Source organism: Pseudomonas sp. FDAARGOS_380 (genome assembly GCF_002591235.1).
GTDB classification, from domain to species: domain Bacteria; phylum Pseudomonadota; class Gammaproteobacteria; order Pseudomonadales; family Pseudomonadaceae; genus Aquipseudomonas; species Aquipseudomonas salmasensis.
In genome coordinates, this window is sequence record NZ_CP023969.1 from 4,169,740 (window position 1) to 4,191,188 (window position 21,449).

Below are 21,449 nucleotides of genomic sequence, written 5' to 3' on the forward strand. Positions count from 1 at the left end.
CATCCTCAGGCTTCACGCCCAGGGAAAAACAACTCAAAACAGGTCACGCCATCTTCACTGCTGACGCGGTACTGCCCGTTATGCAGCTGCATGATGGTCGCCACGATCGAGAGCCCCAGGCCGTTGGACTGGGACGACCGCTCGCGGGACTCATCAACCCGGTAAAACCGTTCGAATAGCCGTGGCAGGTGCTCGGCCGGGATCGTCTGGCCGTGGTTACTGACCCTCAGGTTGATACCCGCGCCATCCGGCACTGCCTGGATACTCAGCTCCGAGCCCGGCGCGCCATACTTGATGGCGTTGGCACACAGGTTGGCCAAGGCACGGCGCAGCAGCATCGGTTCAGCCCAGATCACCCCTTCACCCAGGGCGGTGATGTGCATGTCCACATCACCGGCCAGCCCTTCGAAGTAATCCGCGATACGTTCCACTTCATCCGCCGCGTCCAGCGCCTGGCGTTGGCGCAGTGCGCTGGCGGGGTCGGTGCGGGCCAGGAACAGCATGTTGTCGAGCATCCGCGCCAGGCGTTCCAGCTCTTCGACATTGGAGGCCAGCAGTTGCTGATAGCTCTCGATGCTGCGCTGCTGTTGCAGGGCCACCTGGGTTTCGCCGAGCAGGTTGTTGATCGGGGTGCGCAGTTCATGGGCCATGTCGGTGGACACTTGGCCCAGTTGTACAAAGCCCTTGGCCAGGCGCTCAAGCATGGTGTTGAACGAGTCGATCATGGGCAGTAATTCTTTCGGTGCGCCGTGGCTGTCGAGCCGTTCTGCCAGGTTGCTGACGCCGATCCCTTGGGCATGCCGGGCCAGGCGGCGCAACGGTAACAAGCCACGATGGACCAGCAAGTAACCCACCAGCGCCAGGATAATCGCGGCGATACTCGCCAGGATGTATACGCTGAGTCGGTAACTGGCGAGCACCGCGGTGCGCTCGGTCATCAGCCGGCCGCTGGTGATTTGCAGGCTGCCCAGGTCGCCGGAGTCGATGGCTACGGCCACCATCGAGAAAGGAATGCCGTTCAGGCCGGGCAAATGTTGCACGTCGTTCAACATGAGCCTGTGATTCTTGGGCAGCGGCTGGATCGACGGCAGCGCAATGTTCCCCGGGTTCACCAGCAGCAGCGGCTGCTGGCCGGGTGCGGCGATGCTCAGCACCGATTCGCGGTTGCCCAACATGTTCTGGAACAGCTCTGGCTTGGTCTTGATCAGGTCCAGGGTATTGCTGTCGTTGAGCAAGTTGCGTAGCTGATCTACTCGGGATATCAGCGCGGCGTCATCGCGGCGGATCAGTTCGCGCTCCAGTTCCCGGTACAGCGCCACGCCCAGGGTTGCCAGCAGGGCGAAGGCGAGCAGGGCGAAGATCAACGCCAGGCGCAGGGTCAGGGAGTAAGGGGGTTGGCGGTTCATGGCTGGGTATCGAAGCGGTAGCCAATGCCCCGCACGCTGTGGATCAGCTTGAGCTGGAACGGGTCGTCGATTTTCAGGCGCAGGCGGCGCACGGCGACGTCCACCACGTTGGTGTCGCTGTCGAAATTCATGTCCCACACCCGCGAAGCAATCAGCGAACGGGACAGCACCTGGTCCTGGTGCGTGGCGAACAGATGCAGCAGGGCGAATTCTTTGTTAGTCAGGGTAATGCGCGTGCCGGCGCGGGTCACTCGGCGTTTGAGTACGTCAATCTGCAGGTCGGCGATTTGTAGTTGTTCTTCATCCCGGCTCGGGCCGCGACGGTTGAGGGTGCGCAGGCGCGCCACCAGTTCGGCGAACGAAAAGGGTTTGATCAGGTAGTCGTCAGCCCCCAGCTCAAGGCCTTTGATGCGGTCGGCGATGTCATCGCGGGCGGTGAGGAACAGCACCGGGGTATCGGCTTCTTTGCGCAGGCGGCGCAGCACTTCCCAGCCATCCATTTTCGGCATCATCACGTCCAGTACGATCACGTCGAACGGCGTCTCCAGGGCCTGGTGCAAACCATCCACGCCATCGCGGGCCAGGCTTACGCAATGCCCAAGCTCCTGCAGGCCATTGAGCAGATAATTGCCGGCCTTGGGTTCGTCTTCGACTACAAGGATGTTCATGGGAAGTGCTCTGCTTCAATAAGTTGCGCCAGTGTAGCCCGATCAATTGTCATTGGCGCAACCGGTGCCCTGGACTTGGTAATCCAGCACATGTTCGCGGTCTTGGTGGTCCAGGTAGCGCAGTTGCGCCGGCACAACCCCGCATTGGCCGTAGGTGTCGGTGCTCGACAGCACCTTGGCGACATCCAGATGGACGAAGAAGCCGGTTTTGTCATGGATCACGTTGGCAGCAGGGGCGGCGTCGGCAGCGAATACCGAGCCAGTGACGAGCAAAGCGGCGAAGCCTAAGGCGAACAGTTTCATGGTGGTGTCTCACGTTCCGGGTTGGTAGTGAGTTCACGGTAACCAGGCGACCCCAACAGCCAACCAACAGGATGATGACAAGTTCGTCATTTTTGCCTTGGCGCTGACGGGCCAGGTCTCGGCGTTTACAAGCGGCGAGGTGATCCGTAGATTGCAGGGGCCCAGCCCATGAGGAAGCCGCGCAGTGTCCAGTCCAAATCCAAGTGTATTTAGCCGCCGTTACCGCGCCTTCCTGTTTGATATGGACGGGACTCTGCTCAACTCCATTGCCGCTGCGGAGCGTGTCTGGGGTATCTGGGCTGCTCGGCATGGCTTGGATATGGAAGCGTTTCTGCACACCATTCATGGTGCCCGCGCGATTGATACGATCACCCGCCAGGCATTGCCGGGTGTCGATCCACAGATAGAAGCCCAATGGATCACCGAGGCTGAACTGCGCGATGTCGAAGGCATCGTGGCGATTCCCGGCGCGGTGGCGTTTTTGGCCAGCCTGCCCGCCGATCAATGGGCGTTGGTCACTTCTGCGCCAAAAGCCTTGGCCGTGCGCCGGCTGCAAGCGGCGGGTATCCCCGTGCCGGCGGTACTGGTGACAGCCGAAGATGTGAAGACGGGTAAGCCCGATCCGGCCTGTTACGTGCTGGGTGCCAAGCGCCTGGGCGTGCCGGTGCAAGACTGCCTGGTGTTCGAGGACGCCACAGTGGGCATTCAGGCTGGGGAAGCGGCGGGGGCGGATATCCTGGTGGTGACCTCGACACACTTGGCGCCGATGGTGACGGCCCATGCTTGTATCGAGGAATACGGTGCGTTGAAAGCCCTGCGTGGGGCTGATGGCTTGCTGTCCCTGAGTCGGTTAGCGCCGTGACACGTGGAAGGCCGAGCCTGTTACCGGTCTCGGCCTTCCAGGCAGTCGATGGGATCGGACAACGCCTGCAGCCTGCTGTTTTTCATACCCTGACGCGACACCACCATTTCCCTGAGGATCTCGGTGGCGAGCCGGTTGATGGCTTCTGTACCGTGATAGTGCGCACGCACGATGCCGGTAACCGCGAAGTGATCGGTCCCTGGGCCGCTGAGAACGGCTGATAGCGTACCGTCGGCATGCAGTGTGCACTCAACGGTATAGCTGGGCAGGCGCGCTGCCAGTGCCGATTCGATTTGGGTTTTGCTGAGGGTGTCCATCTGTCTCTGCCCCTTTGACTGACTGCGCAAGCCCAATGATAGGTGGTGTGGCGGCGCTGTAAATACCGGTGATCCGATAACAGGCAGCAGCGCTCAGCGTGCGGCTTTCCCGCGGGCGCGATGGGCGGCGCGCTGGCGCAACTTGCGCAAGATCACCTTCTGGATGGGCTTGAGGCAGAACACAAGCAGGTAGCCGCAGAGCAGAAGCGCCAGATCCACCCAGGAATGAGTGTCGGGATCGGCCCCTTCAACTTCCATTCTCAACCCACACCCGAGTGCCACGAAGACCAGCCCTATCAGCAGGGCAATCATCCAGGATCTTGAAACAAGGGGTTGCGACGCGGCTGGCCTCATCGACGTGTTCCTGAAATGCACTCGGATGGCAGGATAAAGTGTCAGAAATTGGGCTGCCAATAGCGCGACAAGTTCCGGATGCCCTGACAGTTTCATCTTGCAACGAAGGGAAGGTTCAAGGCGCGCTGGTCACGCGGGGGTACGCGAACAGGCCAATTGGGTTTTCGCCAGCCGTTACAGTGAACGAAAAGGCTGGCTACTGGAGGCGTTTCAAGGCGTCTGGTTTTTGTCGGGTGCAGTCAGGCCGGCCTGGATACGTTGGTAAATCTCTTCGCGATGCACGGCAACATCCTTAGGGGCGTTGATGCCGATTCGTACTTGCTGGCCGCTAACGCCCAGGATGGTGATCGTAATGTCATCACCGATGTTTATGCTTTCACCGACTTTGCGGGTGAGTATAAGCATGGACTTCTCCTTGAATTACTTTTAAGGACACATGTTTCAGACAGGGCAGGTGTCGGATGTGTGTAGCTTACTGCGAAGCGCTTCCCTGTGACTGCCTCTTTTAGGACGCGTAGAGGCGACATTAATTCCCATGGCGGTATCATACAGGTCGCGATACATGATTCGCATTGTTTAAGCCAACGTTTATGACGGCCAGAATAGACAGTGAATGGTAAAGTTGCCTCTTTGATCCTCAAAGGAGCAGGGCAGTGCGTAAAGTAGCGATGGCAATTGTGGTGTTGGCGTTGGCCGGATGCGGTGACGGTAAGTCGGTCGATACCCCCAAGGCCAAGCCTGCCGTGACCGAAAGCCTGCCGCAAGCCGGTGCGATTGCCGCCCAGGAATGGGATATACGGGTCGGCCCGCCGGACCACAAGCTGCAGGCGATCACCGACCTGACCGCCTGGTTGCTGGAACACGGGTTCAATTTCTATATCGTGAAAGTCGACGGCAAGGATGAGGTGCTGTTGGGGCCGTTCGCGACCAAAGCCGAGGCCGAAGCCAAGCAGGCGCTGCTAAACGAAAAAATGGCGCGGGCCAAGAAAAACGACACCGTGTCGGAGATTATCGAACACAAGGCTGCGCAGTAGCAGGCCAGGTGGGCGGGCACCCCCGCCCACGTTCAGCCGCAGGCCTTGAGGTTGACCGGGCCGACGAACTCATTACCACGCCCCATCACGCAAGCCACGGTCTGGTTGCGCTGGCGTTCCCAGATTTGCACCGGGTAGGTCTTGTTCCAGGCCTCATACAATTGCCGGTCCTGCTTCGACAGGCGCAGGCCGTATTGCTTGCTCATATAAAAATACGTGCGCGCGATCATTCCGCGAATGGACGGGCGCGGCATGACCTTCTTCGCCTTGAAGTCCACTTGGGTCAGGCATGAGCCGTACTGCCCGCTTTGCACCGGCAGCCAGCCAAAGCTGAAGTTGTTACGGTCGCCATTCACTTCGCCGATGCTCGGTACCAGGTTATGCAGGTCTGCCTCGGCGCGCTTGAACACCTCATCATGGCGCGTGCAGTTTTTTCGCCCGCCGTTTTGCCAGCATTGGCGCAGATGCCCGATTTGCCAAGCCGGCACGATGTGTTCCCACTCAATGCGCGCGGCGCGGTTGGCGTTTTTACGCGGTATGTAACCGCAGGCTTTCAGGTTCACCCGATTACCGGTGTATTTGCAGCCGCAATAGAATTCAGTGGATTGCGGCGCGTAGAGCTTCCAGGCGATTTTCTTGGCTTCGCTGAAGGTTCGAGGGGCCTGGGCGTTGGCGGTGACGGTAAAAAACAGACAGCACACAGCAATAAAACGGGCACTCATTGAATCAATCTTCCTTCGGCACAACCCAGAAAATCTGCACGCCGCCGTCATCTCGATAGGCGAGGGTGACGTTGTCGTTTTCCGCAATCTCTTCCAGTAAACGTTGCCAATCGTTCTCTGGCTCATCGGGTAAACGGAAGATCAACGCGGCCTTGGCTTTCTGCGCGTTGGTCGAATTGATGATTTTTTGCACGCGAATGGCCAGGCGCTGATAGGCGTCAGGCGCTGCAGGTGCTGCGGAAGAGGGCTTTGCCACAGAGTATTCCTTAATTTGCTGTACGCACATACAGTATTTAACTGTAGGCAATTTCGCAACTGCTTAAATTTCAAGAAGTTCGTCTGACAGCGAATCAGGAAGTTTGTTGAGAAGGGAGGGCAGCAATTGTAGGAGCGAGCTTGCTCGCGAAGAACGTAACGATAGCGCGTAAAGCCTGACTTAACGCGGCGCTATCAAGTTTTTCGCGAGCAAGCTCGCTCCTACGGGTGAATCAGGAGAGATCAGTACTCCCAGAAGATCCGTTGCAGTTCTTTGCTGTCCTGGGTCTTGGTCAGGGCGACCATGGCCAGGATGCGGGCTTTCTGCGGGTTCAGGTCAAGGGCGGCGACCCAGTCGTATTTGTCGTCTGGCTGTTCGGCGTTACGCAGAACCATGCCACCGGCGTTGACGTGGGAAGAGCGAATGATCTGCACGCCTTGTTTACGCAATTCCACCAGCGCTGGAACCACCTTGGACGATACTGACCCATTGCCGGTACCGGCGTGAATGATCGCTTTGGCACCCGCTTGGGCCAGTGCCTTGTAAGCGGTGTCGCTCACGTTGCCGTAGCCGTAGGCAATTTCAACGTCAGGCAGGCTTTTGATGGTTTTGATGTCGAATTCAGAATCCATGGTGTGACGCTTGGCCGGCAGGCGGAACCAGTAGGATTTGCCTTCAACGACCATGCCCATTGGGCCCCATGGGCTCTTGAAGGCTTCGGTTTTGATGTTGATCATCTTGCTGACGTCGCGGCCCGATTGGATCTCGTCGTTCATGGTCACCAGCACGCCTTTGCCGCGGGCTTCCTTGCTACCTGCGACCGCAACCGCGTTGTACAGGTTGAGCATGCCGTCTGCGGACATCGCGGTGCCTGGGCGCATGGAGCCGACCACCACGATAGGCTTGTCGGTTTTTTCTACCAGGTTCAGGAAGTAGGCGGTTTCTTCAAGGGTATCGGTGCCGTGGGTGATCACGATGCCATCCACGTCCTTGTTGTCGGCCAGTTCGGCGACACGGCGACCCAGTTGCAGCAGGTTTTCGTTGTTGATGCTTTCCGACGCAATTTGCATCACTTGTTCGCCGCGAACGTTGGCGATCTGGCTAAGCTCAGGAACGCCGGCGATCAGTTGTTCGATGCCGACTTTGGCCGCTTGGTAGGTGGCACTGTTGGCCGCACTGGCGCCGGCGCCAGCGATGGTACCGCCGGTGGCGAGGATGACCACGTTGGACAGTTTGGTCTTGCTTTCAACTTCCTTTGCCTGGGCGGCAACGGGGAACAGCAGCAGAAGGGCCAGGGCGCCCGGAATAACGTTCTTCAATGCAGATTTCATTATTTTTCTCTCTGGTTTTTGATGAGTGCTGTAGCAGGTTCATCTAGAACACCCGGGCGGTTCTGAACGCCGCGAGGTGCTGAGAAAGAGCAGGATTTGTACCAGGCTGAGCATGTTGATTTTTTTAAATTAACTTATTGATTTAAAACAACTTAAAGTGAGGTTTCGGTTTGATGGGCCTGGGCGCTGTCCGGCTTTCCGAACGAGAAGGGCTGTGGTGTTCGGTTGTCCGAAAGCCTTCACGATTTGTCCGGGCACCCTGTGTGATCATTCGCCGCACAGCCTGTCGTTTCAGAGAACGGTCAGGCAGGGCGAATTTGCTTAAACGTATCAGCGGTCAGTAGCTAAAGGGTGAGCTTGGAGGGCGCCCATGAAAGGCTTGCTGCTACCGTTGACAAATCTCGACAAGGTTCTCATAGTTTGCTCAACGCAAACGTTTGCGAGATGTTTCACTGCGCCCTTGGCACATCGTCACAACTCGTATCAGCCGCCCAAGTGGGAGGGCTGCCGAAGGGCTCTTCGGTGCAAGCGTTGCTCACAATAATCATAAGATCGGAGTGAACCCATGAAGCTGCCATTTGCTGGACGTCTTCTTGCTGTTGCTGTGCTTGCTGCCGCATCCGCCGCTTTGCCTCTCTCCTCTGCATTTGCTGATGACGCCGCTGCCAAACCCAAGGTTGGCCTGGTGATGAAGTCGCTCGCCAATGAGTTCTTCGTGACCATGCAGGACGGCGCCAAACAGTACCAGAAAGACCACGCCGCCGACTTTGACATGATCACCAACGGGATCAAGGACGAAACCGATACCGCTGCGCAAATTAATATCGTCAAGCAGATGATCCTGTCCAAGGTGAATGCCATCGTTATCGCACCTGCTGATTCCAAGGCACTGGTCAAAGTGCTGGAAGATGCTTCCAAAGCGGGTATCAAGATTGTCAACATCGACAACCGCCTGGACCCGGATGTCCTCAAAAGCAAAAAACTCGATATCCCGTTCGTAGGCCCGGATAACCGCAAAGGCTCCAAGCTGGTGGGCGACTACCTGGCCAAGCAACTGGCCGCCGGTGACAAGGTCGGCATCATCGAGGGCGTACCCACGACCACCAATGCCCAGCAGCGCACCGCAGGCTTCAAGGACGCGATGGACGCGGCGGGCATGAAGATTGTTTCCACCCAATCCGGTAACTGGGAGATCGACCAAGGCAACAAGATCGCCGCAGCGATGCTGAGCGAAACGCCAGATATCAAGGCGCTGTTGGCCGGTAACGACAACATGGCCCTGGGCGCTGTCTCCGCCGTGCGTGCGGCAGGCAAGGCCGGCAAGGTGTTGGTGGTGGGTTACGACAACATTGATGCGATCAAACCAATGCTCAAGGACGGCCGCGTGTTGGCCACCGCTGACCAGGCCGCTGCCCAGCAAGCCGTGTTCGGTATCCAGAATGCGCTGAAGCTGGTCAAGGGTGAGAAAGTCGATGCCAAAGATGGCGTGATCGAAACCCCGGTCGAACTCGTCATCAAGCAGTAATCCTGGCAGTACCCAACAGCGCCCGCTCGTCCTGGGCGGGCGCCTGGAGATTTTCCTATGTCATCTTCCGCCCCGAACGCTGTCCTCTCGGTCAGCGGTATCGGTAAGACCTATGCCCAACCGGTTCTGTCCGACATCACCCTGACGCTCAATCGCGGGGAAGTGCTGGCGCTGACCGGTGAAAACGGCGCAGGCAAAAGTACCTTGTCGAAGATCATCGGCGGCCTGGTCACGCCCACCACCGGGCACATGCAATTCAACGGTCAGGATTACGCCCCCGCCAGCCGCACCCAGGCCGAAGCCTTGGGCGTGCGCATGGTCATGCAGGAACTCAACCTGCTGCCGACGCTGACCGTGGCTGAAAACCTGTTCTTGGATAACCTGCCAAGCCGCTGTGGCTGGATCAGCCGCAAACAACTGCGCAAGGCCGCGATCGAAGCCATGGCCCAAGTCGGCCTGGACGCGATCGACCCCGATACGCTGGTGGGCAGCCTGGGCATTGGTCACCAGCAGATGGTCGAGATCGCCCGTAACCTGATCGGCGACTGCCATGTACTGATCCTCGACGAACCCACGGCGATGCTCACCGCCCGTGAAGTCGAGATGCTGTTTGAGCAAATCACGCGCCTGCAGGCCCGAGGCGTGGCGATCATTTATATTTCGCACCGGCTCGAAGAACTGGCCCGTGTCGCCCAGCGCATTGCGGTATTGCGCGACGGCAAACTGGTCTGCGTCGAACCGATGGCCAATTACAACAGTGAGCAGTTGGTGACCTTGATGGTCGGTCGCGAACTGGGCGAACACATCGACCTGGGCCCGCGCACCATCGGTGGCCCGGCCTTGACGGTGACGGGCCTGACCCGTTCGGACAAGGTTCGCGATGTGTCCTTTGAAGTGCGCGCCGGTGAAATCTATGGCATTTCCGGCCTGATCGGCGCCGGCCGCACCGAATTGCTGCGCCTGATCTTCGGCGCCGACCCGGCCGACAGCGGCACCGTGGCCTTGGGTTCGCCGGCCAAGGTGGTGAGCATTCGCTCGCCGGTAGACGCGGTCGGTCACGGTATTGCCCTGATCACCGAAGACCGCAAGGGCGAGGGCCTGCTGCTGACTCAGTCCATCAGCGCCAACATTGCTCTGGGCAACATGCCGGAAATTTCCGGCGGTGGCGTCGTCAACAGCCGCAACGAAACCGCTCTGGCCAAGCGCCAGATCGATGCCATGCGTATCCGCAGTTCCAGCCCCACGCAACTGGTGTCCGAGCTGTCGGGCGGTAACCAGCAAAAGGTGGTGATTGGCCGCTGGCTGGAGCGCGATTGCGCGGTGATGTTGTTCGATGAGCCCACCCGCGGCATCGACGTCGGTGCCAAGTTCGACATCTATGCCTTGCTCGGTGAACTGACCCGCCAGGGCAAAGCGCTGGTGGTGGTGTCCAGTGACCTGCGTGAGCTGATGCTGATCTGTGACCGCATTGGTGTGTTGTCTGCCGGGCGCCTGATCGAGACCTTTGAGCGTGACAGCTGGACCCAGGACGAATTGCTCGCCGCCGCCTTTGCCGGCTATCAGAAACGTGATGCGCTGCTCAACGAAGCAGCGCCTAGGAATACCCCATGAAAACAAGCATTTCCCCCGGTAAAACTGGCGGCAACTTCTATGGCCTGGGTACCTACCTGGGGCTGGCGGGTGCGTTGCTGGCGATGATTGCGCTGTTCTCGGTGCTCAGCGATCACTTTCTGTCCTATGACACCTTCAGCACCCTGGCCAACCAGATTCCAGACCTGATGGTGCTGGCGGTGGGCATGACCTTCATTCTGATCATTGGCGGCATCGACCTGTCCGTGGGCTCGGTACTGGCATTGGCGGCCTCGGCAGTCAGCGTGGCGATCCTGGGCTGGGGCTGGAGCGTGTTGCCCGCTGCTCTGCTGGGCATGGGTTGCGCGGCGTTGGCCGGCACTATCACCGGTTCCATCACGGTGGCCTGGCGCATTCCGTCATTTATCGTATCCCTCGGCGTGCTGGAGATGGCCCGCGGCGTGGCCTACCAGATGACGGGCTCGCGCACCGCTTATATCGGTGACTCGTTTGCCTGGCTGTCCAACCCGATTGCCTTCGGTATTTCCCCGTCGTTTATCATCGCGCTGCTGGTGATCATCGCGGCCCAATTGGTACTGACCCGTACGGTCTTCGGTCGTTACCTGATCGGCATCGGCACCAACGAAGAAGCGGTGCGCCTGGCGGGCATCAATCCCAAGCCTTACAAGATCCTGGTGTTCAGCCTGATGGGCCTGTTGGCCGGTGTGGCGGCGCTGTTTCAGATTTCGCGTCTGGAAGCGGCGGACCCGAATGCCGGTTCGGGCCTGGAACTGCAAGTGATCGCTGCCGTGGTTATCGGTGGCACCAGCCTGATGGGCGGGCGTGGTTCAGTCATCAGTACGTTCTTCGGCGTGTTGATCATTTCGGTCTTGGCGGCCGGGCTGGCGCAGATCGGTGCGACGGAGCCGACTAAACGCATCATTACCGGTGCTGTGATCGTGATCGCCGTGGTCCTCGACACTTACCGCAGCCAGCGCGCCAGTCGGCGGGGCTGAACCATGGCAACGATCAAAGATGTGGCAGCGCTTGCAGGTATTTCCTACACCACCGTGTCCCATGTGGTGAACAAGACGCGCCCGGTCAGCGAGCCGGTACGCATCAAGGTCGAGGCGGCGATCAAGCAGTTGGACTACGTGCCCAGTGCCGTCGCACGCTCGCTCAAGGCCAAGACCACGGCGACCATCGGCCTGCTGGTGCCCAACAGCCTCAACCCGTATTTTGCCGAACTGGCCCGGGGTATCGAGGATTACTGCGAGCGTAATGGCTATTGCGTGATCCTTTGCAACTCGGATGACGACGCAGAGAAACAGCGCAGTTACTTGCGCGTGTTGCTGGAAAAACGCGTCGACGGCTTGATCGTGACCTCCGTGGGCGGCGATGACAGTGGCCTTGCGGCGGGCTTGAGTGCCGTGCGCACGCCCATGGTGATTGTCGACCGGGCGCTGGATGGGATTGATGTGGACCTGGTGCGCATCGATCACGAAGAGGGCGCTTACCTGGCGACCCGGCACTTGTTGGAATTGGGCCACCGCGACATCGCCTGTATCGGCGGCCCGGGGCATACCCGCGTGGCGCAGATGCGCCTGGCGGGTTACCAGCGTGCATTGCGCGAGGCGGGTATCGAGGTGTTGGCCAGCCGTACCCTGGAAAGCGATTTCACCAGCACGGGGGGGTATGCCGCAGCCGTACAGTTATTATCGCAACACCCGCCCAGCGCGATTTTCGCCAGCAACGATATGATCGGGTTTGGCGTACTGCGCGCCGCCGCCGAGCGCAATGTGCGGGTGCCGGGCGAGCTGTCGGTCATCGGTTTCGATGACATTCAGATGGGGCGCTACGTCTACCCGGCGCTGACAACGGTCGGCCAGTCGATCCTGCAGTTAGGCGAGACTGCGGCCGAATTATTACTGCAACGAATAGCAACACCCCAACTGCCGATCGATCAACGTATCGTGACGCCCAGTATTGTTTTGCGTGAGTCGACCGCGCCATTGGCTGATGTGTTCGCCCAATACCGCTGAACCGAATTGATGAGTACTGATGTATGCCAGCAAAAGTAGTGGTAATAGGCAGCTTGAACATGGACCTGGTCACCCGCGCCAGCCGCTTGCCGCGTGCCGGTGAAACCCTGATCGGCCAGACATTTTCCACTGTGCCCGGTGGCAAGGGTGCCAACCAGGCCGTCGCCTCGGCACGGCTGGGGGCCAGTGTCGCAATGGTGGGGTGCATCGGTACCGACGCCTACGGCAGCCAATTGCGCGATGCGCTGCTGGTCGAAGGCATCGATTGCCAGGCAGTCAGCACGGTGGAGGGCTCCAGCGGTGTGGCATTGATCGTGGTCGATGACAGTAGCCAGAACGCCATTGTCATTGTGGCCGGCAGCAACGGTGAGCTGACGCCCGCGTCGCTGCAAACGTGCGACGCTGTGCTGCAGGCGGCAGATGTGATCATCTGCCAGCTTGAGGTGCCGATGGAGACCGTTGGGTATGCGCTCAAGCGGGGGCGCGAGCTGGGCAAGACGGTCATCCTCAATCCGGCCCCGGCAAGCGGACCGTTGCCCGCTGATTGGTATGCCTCGATCGATTATCTGATCCCCAATGAAAGCGAGGCCAGCGCTCTAAGCGGCGTGACGGTCGACTGCCTCGACAGCGCCAAGGTCGCCGCGACCGCGCTGATCCGGGCAGGCGCTGGTAAGGTCATCATCACCCTGGGCGCCCAGGGCGCGCTGTTTGCCGACGGCAAGGGCTTTGAGCACCTGGTGGCGCCGAAGGTCAAAGCTGTGGATACCACCGCTGCTGGCGATACCTTTGTCGGTGGCTTTGCCGCCGCGCTGGCCGCGGGCCAGAGCGAAGCTGAGGCGATCCGTTTTGGCCAGGTGGCGGCGGCGTTGTCAGTGACCCGCGCCGGCGCTCAGCCTTCCATTCCTACGCTGCACGACGTACAAGGTTTTGTGCCCGCATGAAAAAGACACCTTTGCTCAATATCGCCCTGTCGCGCGTGATCGCGTCCCTGGGCCACGGTGACATCCTGGTCATCGGCGATGCCGGCCTGCCGGTACCTCCTGGCGTCGAATTGATCGACCTGGCACTGACCCAGGGCATCCCGGACTTCATCAGCACCTTGCGCATCGTGCTTAGCGAAATGCAGGTGGAAAGCCATGTGCTGGCAGAAGAGATCCTGCTGAAGCAACCGCCCGCGCTGACCGCGCTAAATGCGCTCACAGAGCAGGCTGCACTGGGTGAGCGCCGCCTGCTCAGCCATGACCAATTCAAGCAATTGAGCCGCAATGCCCGCGCCGTGGTGCGCACTGGCGAGTGCCAGCCGTACTGCAATATCGCGCTGGTGTCCGGCGTAACGTTCTAGCGTCCCCCCTATGACATGGAGTGCTTTATGCAACGTGGTCTACCTACCCTGAAAAACCTGTTCCGGAGTGTTCTGCTTTTGTCCGCGCTCACTGCTGCAAGCGCCCAAGCGGCGGAAAAAATCGACCTGATCATCGACACCGACCCGGGTGCCGACGATGTGGTGGCCTTGCTGTTCGCCATGGCTTCGCCGCAGGAGTTGAGCATTCGTGCGCTGACCACCGTCGCTGGCAATGTGCGCCTGGACAAGACCTCGCGCAACGCGCGCCTGGCACGTGAGTGGGCAGGGCGCGAGGACATCCCGGTGTACGCCGGTGCGCCAGCGCCGCTGCTGCGCAAACCGATCTACGCCGAGAATATCCATGGCAAGGAAGGCATCTCGGGCGTCACGGTGCATGAGCCGAAAAAAGGCCTGGCCGAAGGCAATGCGGTCGACTACCTGATCAAGACCCTGAGCAGCGCCAAGCCGCACAGCATCACCATCGCCATGCTCGGCCCGCAGACCAACCTGGCACTGGCCCTGACCCAAGCGCCCGAAATCACCCAGGGCATCAAGGAAGTGGTCGTGATGGGCGGCGCCCACTTCAATGGTGGCAATATCACCCCTGTGGCTGAGTTCAACCTGTTCGCCGATCCGGTGGCGGCGGAGATCGTGCTCAAAAGCGGTGTGAAATTGACTTACCTGCCGTTGGACGTGACCCATAAAGTCCTCACCAGCGACGCCCGCCTGAAGAAGATTGCCGACCTGAACAACAACGCGAGCAAGGTGGTCAGCAGTATTCTGAATGAGTACGTCAAAGGCGATATGGAGCACTACGGCATTCCCGGTGGCCCGGTCCATGACGCTACCGTGGTGGCGTACCTGCTCAAGCCTTCGCTGTTCAGCGGTCGTGAGGCCAACATGGTGGTCGACAGCCGCGAAGGCCCGACCTTCGGCCAGACCATCGTCGATTGGTACGACGGCCTCAAGCAGCCCAAGAATGTGTTCTGGGTTGAGAATGGCGACGCCCAGGGCTTCTTCGATCTGCTGACCGAGCGCCTGGCGCGTCTGAAGTAAGGTGTTTTGCCGGGCGGCGCTCGTCGCCCGGTTCTTATTCGCGCCCTTGGGCGCCCCCGTAGTCGGCCGGGTATTTCTCGAATATCTGGCCGATGAACGCTTGCGCCGCCTGGGTGCCCAGTTCCTTGACCAGCAGGTCGATACCAATGATCGCCAGTTCTTCCGGGCTTCCGGGGCTGTAGGAACTTTGCCCTTGGGGCCACTTGGCTTTGATGTCGGCTTGAAGCGTTACGGTGGTCATGGAAATCTCACGGGCTGAATATGCGGGGCAGTGCACTGGAACGCTGTTCCAGAGGGGCGCAGTTAAGCATTTTGTACGGCATTTGGCACTGCTACTTAGGCATGACGTAGCGGCTGTGCGACACTGTCGGCCTGTTAAATGGCCGGGAAACACCGCGTGCAAATCGATTTGAGCAAGCCCGACAACCTGACGCTGGACGCCGTGCGCCAACTGCTTGGCAGCGCCAGTGACGACGAACATACCCAGCTGCGGGTGACCAAAAAAGGCGTGGCCTACATTTCTTCCGGCGTAGTCGGGGGTGCCGATATCGATGGCCTGCTGTTTCGCCTGGAGACCTGGGCCAAGGGTTCCGGCTATGTCGGCAAGGTGGCAGCCAGTGACGAAGTCTGGGTTATGCAGATTTTCAACGCGCTGAAGCAGAATTGGCCTACGCCTTCGTCGGACTACATCGACATCTACTGAATACGTTCATATCTAGTCACGATTCACCGAGCGATTGCAGGCCGGGACTCAGGCAGACTTGCCTACAGGCGGTTAACGTCTTGAAACCAATCGCTTTGACTGCTGTCGCACGATCTCTGTCCACTTTTTATCATAGGAGGCTTCATGCCTTGGAAGCTCGCATCATTCGGTACTTTGTTGGCTGCGCTCGCGTTGGCAGGTTGCAGCACCCCGGGTGCCTCTGAGCCAGGCAAAGCTGCCACCGCGACCGATGCCGGTCATAGCCGCTGTGAGTCGAAGGCTGCAGAGTTCGCCATCGGCCAGAAAGCCTCGCCTCAATTGCTGGAACAGGCCCGCACGCGTGCCGGCGCGCAGAATGCGCGCATTCTCAAGCCTAACGACATGATCACGCTGGAGTATCGCTCCGACCGCTTGAACCTGAACACCGACAACAATCTGGTGATCAACCGGGTTAACTGCGGCTGATGCGGCTTTTGCATCACCCATAAAAAACCCCGTCACATGGACGGGGTTTTTTTAGCTCAGCGGAGAATTACTCGCCGCGAACCTGTGCAGCTTGCATACCCTTTTGGCCTTTCTCAGCCACGAAGGAAACGGTTTGGCCTTCTTTCAGGCTTTTGAAACCGTCGCTTTCGATAGCTTTGAAGTGTACGAACAGGTCGTCACCGCCACCTTGAGGAGTGATGAAGCCGAAGCCTTTTTCATCGTTGAACCATTTAACGGTGCCGGTTTGGCGATTAGACATGGTGTATCTCCAAGAAACATATATTTTCAGTAGTGCTGTGCTGCTCAGGCCAACTGGGCACACAGGGCTATCATAGTCGAAATGTTCGGCTTGGGAGCCCCCCCAAGGCACTGTTTGCTAATCAATCGCTTTGCGTTTGATCGGTCTTCAGGCTGAAAGCCCCGATTTACGGGGCTTTGCGACGAAATATCAGCTGTTAAAAAAAGCCGTAAAACCTGCATAATTTGTGCGAAATGGCAGTTTTCAGGCTGTTTTTCCAGCGAAATGGCCGTCGAATCGTCAGCCATTCTTACTTTTTCTTCACCACTTTGCAGGACGAAATAGCCGCGACCGCTTTGTTTTTAAGCTCCGGGCTGGCGTTCTGGTTGGTCATCAATTCCTTGATCTCGGCAGTGCTCAATTCGGCATTGATCTTGTCAGCGCCACATTCACAGTGGGCTTTGGCAGTTTTGACGTCCACGTTCTGGCTGGCGGCGGCACTGCAGTCGTTGACGAAGGCGTCACGGGCGCCTGCTGGCCAGTTGGAAGGGGCTGCAGCCTGCGCGCCGAGGGAAAGGAGGCTCAGGGTAGCGGCGACAGCGAGGGTAGAGGTAAAACGCATCATGGGATGCTCCTTTGGGTCGAGGACGAACGGCGATTCTCAGTGGCTTTGAGGCCTCACGTACAGCTCAAGTTCACTTTCGCAGCTATAAAGCCATGAATTGCTCTTTACCCAACGCTTGGCCGACGCGATGACCGTTCATCTGTGCTAGCATCCTCGCCTGGCCATTTCCCGGCGCGCCATTTGCCGCCTTGCCAGGTTCTTTTTGTTCACTCCAGTCACTCTGGTTCGATTATCGGTTGGCCGAAAGGCTCCTGCCGCTGTAAGGCAGGCGTTCATCATTGAACGGCCTGGTGTTGGATCTTGTACTGGCTCATCCCAACCCACGTGACCTTTGGTAGGGGTCACCACTAGGAGAGGAGGCGCCATGCCAACTATTACTCTTCCCGACGGCAGTCAACGTTCATTCGATCATCCGGTTTCCGTAGCCGAGGTCGCCGCATCCATTGGTGCAGGCCTGGCCAAGGCCACCGTGGCCGGCAAGGTCGACGGCAAGCTGGTTGACGCCAGCGACCTGATCACCAGCGACGCCAGCCTGCAAATCATCACGCCCAAGGATCAAGAGGGGCTGGAGATCATTCGCCACTCTTGCGCGCACTTGATTGGCCATGCGGTCAAGCAACTGTACCCAACCGCCAAGATGGTGATCGGCCCGGTCATTGAAGAAGGCTTCTATTACGACATCGCCTATGAGCGTCCTTTTACTCCGGACGACCTGGCGGCCATCGAGCAGCGCATGCACGCGCTGATCGAAAAAGATTACGACGTCATCAAGAAAGTCACCCCGCGTGCCGAAGTGATCGATGTGTTTACCGCGCGTGGCGAGGACTACAAGCTGCGCCTGGTGGAAGACATGCCGGACGAGCAGGCCATGGGCCTGTACTACCACGAAGAATATGTCGACATGTGCCGCGGCCCGCACGTGCCGAACACGCGCTTTCTCAAGTCGTTCAAGCTGACCAAGCTGTCCGGTGCCTACTGGCGCGGTGATGCGAAGAACGAACAACTGCAACGGATCTACGGCACGGCCTGGGCTGACAAGAAGCAGCTGGCCGCCTATATCCAGCGCATCGAAGAAGCCGAAAAACGCGACCATCGTAAGATCGGCAAGCGCCTGAACCTGTTCCACCTTCAGGAAGAAGCGCCGGGCATGGTGTTCTGGCACCCGAATGGCTGGACCCTGTACCAAGTGCTTGAGCAGTACATGCGCAAGGTTCAGCGCGAAAACGGCTACCTGGAGATCAAGACTCCACAGGTGGTTGATCGCAGCCTGTGGGAGAAATCCGGGCACTGGGCCAACTATGCCGACAACATGTTCACCACCCAGTCGGAAAACCGCGACTACGCCATCAAGCCGATGAACTGCCCGTGCCACGTGCAAGTCTTCAACCAGGGCCTGAAGAGCTACCGTGAGTTGCCGATGCGCCTGGCCGAGTTCGGTGCCTGCCATCGTAACGAGCCATCGGGTGCGCTGCACGGCATCATGCGTGTGCGTGGCTTCACCCAGGACGACGCCCACATCTTCTGCACCGAAGAGCAGATGCAGGCCGAGTCCGCAGCGTTCATCAAGCTGACCATGGATGTTTATCGCGATTTCGGCTTTACCGAAGTCGAAATGAAGCTGTCCACTCGTCCGGAAAAACGCGTCGGCTCCGACGAGCTGTGGGATCGCGCCGAAGCGGCACTGGCCGCAGCACTCGACAGTGCGGGCCTTGCATACGATCTGCAGCCGGGTGAGGGCGCCTTCTACGGTCCTAAGATCGAGTTCTCGCTCAAAGATTGCCTTGGCCGTGTCTGGCAGTGTGGTACCCTGCAGCTCGATTTTAACCTGCCGATCCGTCTGGGAGCCGAATACGTCTCCGAAGACAACAGCCGTAAACACCCGGTTATGCTGCACCGGGCGATCCTCGGCTCGTTCGAACGGTTCGTCGGTATCCTGATCGAGCACTACGAGGGCGCGTTCCCTGCGTGGCTGGCTCCGACCCAGGCAGTGATCATGAATATCACTGATAAACAGGCAGATTTTGCCGCTGAAGTTGAAAAAACTCTCAACGAAAGCGGGTTTCGTGCCAAGTCCGACTTGAGAAATGAAAAGATCGGCTTTAAAATCCGCGAGCATACCTTGCTCAAGGTTCCCTATCTCTTGGTTATCGGAGATCGGGAAGTCGAGATGCAGACTGTCGCTGTGCGTACTCGTGAAGGTGCTGACCTGGGCTCGATGCCCGTCGCCCAGTTCGCTGAGTTCCTCGCGCAAGCGGTTTCCCGGCGTGGTCGCCCAGATTCGGAGTAATTATTATTAAGCGTGAAATGAGACAAGATAAACGAGCTGCACCGAAAGCCCCGATCAACGAGAATATCTCGGCACGCGAGGTTCGGTTAATTGGCGCTGATGGCGAGCAGATTGGCATCGTCTCGATTGATGAAGCGCTTCGTATTGCAGAAGAGTCCAAGCTGGACCTGGTGGAAATCTCCGCCGATGCAATCCCACCTGTTTGTCGGGTGATGGACTACGGCAAATCGATCTTCGAGAAGAAGAAGCAGGTTGCCGCAGCGAAGAAGAACCAGAAGCAGATTCAAGTAAAAGAAATCAAGTTTCGTCCAGGGACGGAGGAAGGGGATTACCAGGTAAAACTGCGCAACCTGGTACGTTTCCTGAGTGATGGGGACAGGGCCAAGGTATCCTTGCGATTCCGCGGCCGTGAGATGGCCCACCAGGAGCTGGGGATGGAACTCCTCAAGCGGGTTGAAGCTGACCTGCTCGAGTACGGTTCGGTCGAACAGCATCCTAAGATGGAAGGACGCCAGCTTATTATGGTCATCGCCCCGAAAAAGAAGAAGTAATCAACAGGGCACGGCAGGCCTTCTGATTATGTTTATCAACTGAATGCGGAGTACCGAACATGCCAAAGATGAAAACTAAAAGTGGTGCTGCTAAGCGGTTTCTGAAAACTGCTAACGGCATCAAGCACAAGCACGCTTTCAAGAGCCACATCCTGACCAAAATGTCGACCAAGCGTAAGCGTCAACTGCGCGGTAGCAGCTTGCTGCATCCGTCTGACGTGGCAAAAGTCGAGCGCATGCTGCGCCTTCGTTAATTTTGGTTCAAGAATAGAGGAAGTAACTCATGGCTCGTGTAAAGCGTGGCGTCATGGCCCGTAAGCGTCACAAGAAAATTCTGAAACTTGCTAAAGGCTACTACGGCGCGCGTTCACGCGTATTCCGTGTTGCCAAGCAAGCGGTAATCAAGGCAGGCCAATACGCCTACCGTGACCGTCGTCAGAAAAAACGTCAGTTCCGCGCTCTGTGGATCGCTCGTATCAACGCCGGTGCACGTGTTAACGGTCTGTCCTACAGCCGTTTCATCGCTGGCCTGAAAAAAGCGTCCATCGAAATCGACCGTAAGGTTCTGGCTGAACTGGCCGTGAACGAAAAAGCGGTGTTTGCTGCGATTGTCGAGAAAGCTAAAGCCTCCTTGGCTTAAGTACCCCCGACAGTCACCCTGGGCTACTCCTGTGGCCCAAGGTGGTAAACGTCATAAATAGGGGAAGAGCCTTCAAGCTCTTCCCCTATTTTGTATCTGGAGTCTGTACATGGAAAACCTGGATGCGCTCGTCGCCCAAGCCCTTGAGGCTGTGCAAAGCGCTGAAGATGTAAATGCCCTGGAGCAAATCCGGGTTCACTACCTTGGCAAGAAAGGTGAATTGACTCAGGTGATGAAGACCCTGGGAAATCTGCCTGCTGAAGAGCGTCCGCAAGTCGGTGCGCTGATCAACGTCGCCAAGGAGCGTGTCACAGAGGTTCTCAATGCGCGCAAGGCGTCGCTCGAGGAGGCCGATCTTGCGGCCAAGCTCGCCGCCGAGTCCATTGACGTGACCTTGCCTGGTCGTGGCCAGGCCTCGGGCGGTCTGCATCCGATCACCCGGACTCTGGAACGTATCGAACAGTTCTTTACCCACATCGGCTACGGCATTGCCGAAGGCCCTGAGGTCGAAGACGACTACCACAACTTCGAGGCGCTCAACATCCCAGGCCATCACCCGGCCCGGTCGATGCACGACACCTTCTATTTCAACGCCAACATGCTGCTGCGCACCCATACCTCGCCGGTACAGGTCCGCACCATGGAAGCGAACAAGCCGCCGATCCGCATTGTCTGCCCAGGCCGTGTGTACCGTAGCGACTCGGATATCACCCATTCGCCGATGTTCCACCAGGTCGAAGGCCTGCTGGTTGATCGCGATATCAATTTCGCCGACCTCAAAGGCACCATCGAAGAGTTCCTGCGGGTGTTCTTCGAAAAAGAGTTGGCGGTACGTTTCCGTCCTTCGTTCTTCCCGTTCACCGAGCCATCGGCTGAAGTCGACATGGAATGCGTGATGTGCAGCGGTAAAGGCTGCCGTGTGTGCAAGCAGACCGGCTGGCTGGAAGTGATGGGCTGCGGCATGGTTCACCCCAACGTGCTGCGCATGTCCGGGATCGATCCAGAAGAGTTCTCGGGCTTTGCCTTCGGCATGGGCGTTGAGCGTCTGGCCATGCTGCGTTACGGCGTGAACGACTTGCGTCTGTTCTTCGACAACGACTTGCGGTTCCTCGCGCAATTTCGCTAGTCGTAA

28 protein-coding genes are annotated in these 21,449 nt (G+C 58.5%); 16 read left to right on the forward strand and 12 right to left on the reverse strand.

From position 1 onward, the window contains the following. Positions 1-5: 5 nt before the first annotated feature. Genes CRN80_RS19575 through CRN80_RS19585 form a run of 3 tightly spaced genes read right to left on the reverse strand, consistent with a single transcriptional unit; the run spans position 6 to position 2,377 of the window. Entirely contained in the window at positions 6-1,406 is a 1,401-nt protein-coding gene (locus CRN80_RS19575; RefSeq protein ID WP_098950851.1) for a heavy metal sensor histidine kinase, read from the reverse strand. After that, complete coding sequence (locus tag CRN80_RS19580) at positions 1,403-2,074, reverse strand: heavy metal response regulator transcription factor (RefSeq protein ID WP_056785781.1); 672 nt, start codon at positions 2,072-2,074, stop codon at positions 1,403-1,405. The genes CRN80_RS19575 and CRN80_RS19580 overlap by 4 nt, the downstream gene beginning before the upstream one ends. Before the next feature lie 42 nt (positions 2,075-2,116). Then, complete coding sequence (locus tag CRN80_RS19585; RefSeq protein WP_098950852.1) at positions 2,117-2,377, reverse strand: DUF2790 domain-containing protein; 261 nt, start codon at positions 2,375-2,377, stop codon at positions 2,117-2,119. Positions 2,378-2,618: 241 nt separating this feature from the next. Here CRN80_RS19585 and CRN80_RS19590 point away from each other — a divergent pair, with 241 nt between their 5' ends. Further along, the gene (locus CRN80_RS19590) at positions 2,619-3,239 is read left to right on the forward strand and encodes an HAD-IA family hydrolase (RefSeq protein WP_178110432.1); all 621 of its coding nucleotides are present in this window, start codon (positions 2,619-2,621) and stop codon (positions 3,237-3,239) included. A gap of 20 nt (positions 3,240-3,259) precedes the next feature. On the opposite strand, the gene CRN80_RS19595 is transcribed toward CRN80_RS19590, so the two are convergent. From CRN80_RS19595 to csrA, 3 genes are all read right to left on the reverse strand, one after another. Next, on the reverse strand, positions 3,260-3,556 hold the full coding sequence (locus CRN80_RS19595; RefSeq protein WP_098950854.1) for a hypothetical protein: 297 nt from the start codon (positions 3,554-3,556) through the stop codon (positions 3,260-3,262). A gap of 93 nt (positions 3,557-3,649) precedes the next feature. Further along, on the reverse strand, positions 3,650-3,910 hold the full coding sequence (locus CRN80_RS19600) for a hypothetical protein (RefSeq protein ID WP_044275177.1): 261 nt from the start codon (positions 3,908-3,910) through the stop codon (positions 3,650-3,652). Between the two features lie 210 nt (positions 3,911-4,120). Beyond that, positions 4,121-4,315 carry a carbon storage regulator CsrA gene (gene csrA / locus CRN80_RS19605; protein ID WP_003192511.1) on the reverse strand — a complete coding sequence of 65 codons (195 nt, stop codon included), beginning with the start codon at positions 4,313-4,315 and terminating at the stop codon, positions 4,121-4,123. 263 nt (positions 4,316-4,578) lie between these two features. On the opposite strand from csrA, the gene CRN80_RS19610 reads away from it, so the two are divergent. Then, positions 4,579-4,944, forward strand: a complete 366-nt coding sequence (locus CRN80_RS19610; protein ID WP_169918252.1) for an SPOR domain-containing protein — start codon at positions 4,579-4,581, stop codon at positions 4,942-4,944. A gap of 32 nt (positions 4,945-4,976) precedes the next feature. Here CRN80_RS19610 and CRN80_RS19615 read toward each other — a convergent pair whose 3' ends face one another. The 3 genes from CRN80_RS19615 to CRN80_RS19625 form a co-directional block, all read right to left on the reverse strand. Further along, positions 4,977-5,666, reverse strand: coding sequence for an endonuclease (locus CRN80_RS19615; RefSeq protein WP_098950856.1), 690 nt, complete (start codon positions 5,664-5,666; stop codon positions 4,977-4,979). A 4-nt stretch (positions 5,667-5,670) separates the two neighbouring features. Next, on the reverse strand, positions 5,671-5,922 hold the full coding sequence (locus CRN80_RS19620) for a DUF1654 domain-containing protein (RefSeq protein ID WP_032896197.1): 252 nt from the start codon (positions 5,920-5,922) through the stop codon (positions 5,671-5,673). 242 nt (positions 5,923-6,164) lie between these two features. Continuing rightward, positions 6,165-7,253: an asparaginase gene (locus CRN80_RS19625; RefSeq protein WP_032896200.1), complete on the reverse strand. Its 1,089-nt coding sequence runs from the start codon at positions 7,251-7,253 to the stop codon at positions 6,165-6,167. 565 nt (positions 7,254-7,818) lie between these two features. Between CRN80_RS19625 and CRN80_RS19630 the strand changes: the two genes are divergently transcribed. The 7 genes from CRN80_RS19630 to CRN80_RS19660 are packed head-to-tail and all read left to right on the forward strand — an operon-like array spanning position 7,819 to position 14,787. Then, a complete protein-coding gene (locus CRN80_RS19630; RefSeq protein WP_098950857.1) occupies positions 7,819-8,778 on the forward strand; it encodes a sugar ABC transporter substrate-binding protein in 960 nt (319 codons plus the stop codon). Positions 8,779-8,835: 57 nt separating this feature from the next. Continuing rightward, positions 8,836-10,389, forward strand: coding sequence for a sugar ABC transporter ATP-binding protein (locus CRN80_RS19635; RefSeq protein WP_032896204.1), 1,554 nt, complete (start codon positions 8,836-8,838; stop codon positions 10,387-10,389). Continuing rightward, complete coding sequence (locus CRN80_RS19640; protein WP_003192502.1) at positions 10,386-11,363, forward strand: ABC transporter permease; 978 nt, start codon at positions 10,386-10,388, stop codon at positions 11,361-11,363. Before CRN80_RS19635 ends, CRN80_RS19640 begins: the two co-directional genes overlap by 4 nt. A gap of 3 nt (positions 11,364-11,366) precedes the next feature. Next, on the forward strand, positions 11,367-12,389 hold the full coding sequence (locus tag CRN80_RS19645; RefSeq protein WP_003192500.1) for a LacI family DNA-binding transcriptional regulator: 1,023 nt from the start codon (positions 11,367-11,369) through the stop codon (positions 12,387-12,389). 23 nt (positions 12,390-12,412) lie between these two features. Then, positions 12,413-13,330 carry a ribokinase gene (rbsK, locus tag CRN80_RS19650; RefSeq protein WP_098950858.1) on the forward strand — a complete coding sequence of 306 codons (918 nt, stop codon included), beginning with the start codon at positions 12,413-12,415 and terminating at the stop codon, positions 13,328-13,330. Next, on the forward strand, positions 13,327-13,731 hold the full coding sequence (gene rbsD / locus CRN80_RS19655; protein ID WP_019820905.1) for a D-ribose pyranase: 405 nt from the start codon (positions 13,327-13,329) through the stop codon (positions 13,729-13,731). Before rbsK ends, rbsD begins: the two co-directional genes overlap by 4 nt. 27 nt (positions 13,732-13,758) lie before the next feature. Then, the gene (locus CRN80_RS19660; protein WP_032896207.1) at positions 13,759-14,787 is read left to right on the forward strand and encodes a nucleoside hydrolase; all 1,029 of its coding nucleotides are present in this window, start codon (positions 13,759-13,761) and stop codon (positions 14,785-14,787) included. A 34-nt stretch (positions 14,788-14,821) separates the two neighbouring features. Here the strand turns inward: CRN80_RS19660 and CRN80_RS19665 are convergent, their stop codons facing one another. Continuing rightward, on the reverse strand, positions 14,822-15,028 hold the full coding sequence (locus tag CRN80_RS19665) for a hypothetical protein (protein ID WP_032896210.1): 207 nt from the start codon (positions 15,026-15,028) through the stop codon (positions 14,822-14,824). A gap of 156 nt (positions 15,029-15,184) precedes the next feature. Between CRN80_RS19665 and CRN80_RS19670 the strand changes: the two genes are divergently transcribed. Together CRN80_RS19670 and CRN80_RS19675 are read left to right on the forward strand one after the other, a co-directional pair. Next, a complete protein-coding gene (locus tag CRN80_RS19670; RefSeq protein WP_044275308.1) occupies positions 15,185-15,490 on the forward strand; it encodes a hypothetical protein in 306 nt (101 codons plus the stop codon). 144 nt (positions 15,491-15,634) lie between these two features. Continuing rightward, a complete protein-coding gene (locus CRN80_RS19675; RefSeq protein WP_003192494.1) occupies positions 15,635-15,955 on the forward strand; it encodes an I78 family peptidase inhibitor in 321 nt (106 codons plus the stop codon). Positions 15,956-16,022: 67 nt separating this feature from the next. Here CRN80_RS19675 and CRN80_RS19680 read toward each other — a convergent pair whose 3' ends face one another. Next, on the reverse strand, positions 16,023-16,235 hold the full coding sequence (locus tag CRN80_RS19680) for a cold-shock protein (protein ID WP_003234260.1): 213 nt from the start codon (positions 16,233-16,235) through the stop codon (positions 16,023-16,025). Between the two features lie 289 nt (positions 16,236-16,524). Continuing rightward, positions 16,525-16,839, reverse strand: a complete 315-nt coding sequence (locus tag CRN80_RS19685) for a hypothetical protein (protein WP_019820908.1) — start codon at positions 16,837-16,839, stop codon at positions 16,525-16,527. A gap of 364 nt (positions 16,840-17,203) precedes the next feature. On the opposite strand from CRN80_RS19685, the gene thrS reads away from it, so the two are divergent. From thrS to pheS, 5 genes are all read left to right on the forward strand, one after another. Next, positions 17,204-19,126, forward strand: a complete 1,923-nt coding sequence (gene thrS, locus CRN80_RS19690) for a threonine--tRNA ligase (RefSeq protein ID WP_003192490.1) — start codon at positions 17,204-17,206, stop codon at positions 19,124-19,126. Then, complete coding sequence (gene infC, locus CRN80_RS19695; RefSeq protein WP_015884933.1) at positions 19,126-19,677, forward strand: translation initiation factor IF-3; 552 nt, start codon at positions 19,126-19,128, stop codon at positions 19,675-19,677. The genes thrS and infC overlap by 1 nt, the downstream gene beginning before the upstream one ends. Before the next feature lie 59 nt (positions 19,678-19,736). Beyond that, on the forward strand, positions 19,737-19,931 hold the full coding sequence (rpmI, locus tag CRN80_RS19700; RefSeq protein ID WP_002553160.1) for a 50S ribosomal protein L35: 195 nt from the start codon (positions 19,737-19,739) through the stop codon (positions 19,929-19,931). A gap of 29 nt (positions 19,932-19,960) precedes the next feature. Further along, a complete protein-coding gene (rplT, locus tag CRN80_RS19705; protein WP_003192488.1) occupies positions 19,961-20,317 on the forward strand; it encodes a 50S ribosomal protein L20 in 357 nt (118 codons plus the stop codon). A gap of 109 nt (positions 20,318-20,426) precedes the next feature. Further along, positions 20,427-21,443 carry a phenylalanine--tRNA ligase subunit alpha gene (gene pheS / locus CRN80_RS19710; RefSeq protein ID WP_003192486.1) on the forward strand — a complete coding sequence of 339 codons (1,017 nt, stop codon included), beginning with the start codon at positions 20,427-20,429 and terminating at the stop codon, positions 21,441-21,443. The last annotated feature ends 6 nt before the right edge of the window (positions 21,444-21,449 follow it).

Bases quoted from the DNA above. Each gene is read 5' to 3' on its own strand.
- csrA (WP_003192511.1), bottom strand. From the start codon at position 4,315: ATGCTTATACTCACCCGCAAAGTCGGTGAAAGCATAAACATCGGTGAT.
- CRN80_RS19615 (WP_098950856.1), bottom strand. From the start codon at position 5,666: ATGAGTGCCCGTTTTATTGCTGTGTGCTGTCTGTTTTTTACCGTCACC.
- rplT (WP_003192488.1), top strand. From the start codon at position 19,961: ATGGCTCGTGTAAAGCGTGGCGTCATGGCCCGTAAGCGTCACAAGAAA.
- CRN80_RS19580 (WP_056785781.1), bottom strand. From the start codon at position 2,074: ATGAACATCCTTGTAGTCGAAGACGAACCCAAGGCCGGCAATTATCTG.
- rpmI (WP_002553160.1), top strand. From the start codon at position 19,737: ATGCCAAAGATGAAAACTAAAAGTGGTGCTGCTAAGCGGTTTCTGAAA.
- CRN80_RS19575 (WP_098950851.1), bottom strand. From the start codon at position 1,406: ATGAACCGCCAACCCCCTTACTCCCTGACCCTGCGCCTGGCGTTGATC.
- CRN80_RS19660 (WP_032896207.1), top strand. From the start codon at position 13,759: ATGCAACGTGGTCTACCTACCCTGAAAAACCTGTTCCGGAGTGTTCTG.
- CRN80_RS19625 (WP_032896200.1), bottom strand. From the start codon at position 7,253: ATGAAATCTGCATTGAAGAACGTTATTCCGGGCGCCCTGGCCCTTCTG.
- CRN80_RS19630 (WP_098950857.1), top strand. From the start codon at position 7,819: ATGAAGCTGCCATTTGCTGGACGTCTTCTTGCTGTTGCTGTGCTTGCT.
- CRN80_RS19680 (WP_003234260.1), bottom strand. From the start codon at position 16,235: ATGTCTAATCGCCAAACCGGCACCGTTAAATGGTTCAACGATGAAAAA.
- pheS (WP_003192486.1), top strand. From the start codon at position 20,427: ATGGAAAACCTGGATGCGCTCGTCGCCCAAGCCCTTGAGGCTGTGCAA.
- CRN80_RS19640 (WP_003192502.1), top strand. From the start codon at position 10,386: ATGAAAACAAGCATTTCCCCCGGTAAAACTGGCGGCAACTTCTATGGC.
- CRN80_RS19600 (WP_044275177.1), bottom strand. From the start codon at position 3,910: ATGAGGCCAGCCGCGTCGCAACCCCTTGTTTCAAGATCCTGGATGATT.
- CRN80_RS19645 (WP_003192500.1), top strand. From the start codon at position 11,367: ATGGCAACGATCAAAGATGTGGCAGCGCTTGCAGGTATTTCCTACACC.
- CRN80_RS19675 (WP_003192494.1), top strand. From the start codon at position 15,635: ATGCCTTGGAAGCTCGCATCATTCGGTACTTTGTTGGCTGCGCTCGCG.
- thrS (WP_003192490.1), top strand. From the start codon at position 17,204: ATGCCAACTATTACTCTTCCCGACGGCAGTCAACGTTCATTCGATCAT.
- CRN80_RS19635 (WP_032896204.1), top strand. From the start codon at position 8,836: ATGTCATCTTCCGCCCCGAACGCTGTCCTCTCGGTCAGCGGTATCGGT.
- CRN80_RS19595 (WP_098950854.1), bottom strand. From the start codon at position 3,556: ATGGACACCCTCAGCAAAACCCAAATCGAATCGGCACTGGCAGCGCGC.
- CRN80_RS19590 (WP_178110432.1), top strand. From the start codon at position 2,619: ATGGACGGGACTCTGCTCAACTCCATTGCCGCTGCGGAGCGTGTCTGG.
- CRN80_RS19685 (WP_019820908.1), bottom strand. From the start codon at position 16,839: ATGATGCGTTTTACCTCTACCCTCGCTGTCGCCGCTACCCTGAGCCTC.
- rbsK (WP_098950858.1), top strand. From the start codon at position 12,413: ATGCCAGCAAAAGTAGTGGTAATAGGCAGCTTGAACATGGACCTGGTC.
- CRN80_RS19665 (WP_032896210.1), bottom strand. From the start codon at position 15,028: ATGACCACCGTAACGCTTCAAGCCGACATCAAAGCCAAGTGGCCCCAA.
- CRN80_RS19610 (WP_169918252.1), top strand. From the start codon at position 4,579: ATGGCAATTGTGGTGTTGGCGTTGGCCGGATGCGGTGACGGTAAGTCG.
- rbsD (WP_019820905.1), top strand. From the start codon at position 13,327: ATGAAAAAGACACCTTTGCTCAATATCGCCCTGTCGCGCGTGATCGCG.
- CRN80_RS19585 (WP_098950852.1), bottom strand. From the start codon at position 2,377: ATGAAACTGTTCGCCTTAGGCTTCGCCGCTTTGCTCGTCACTGGCTCG.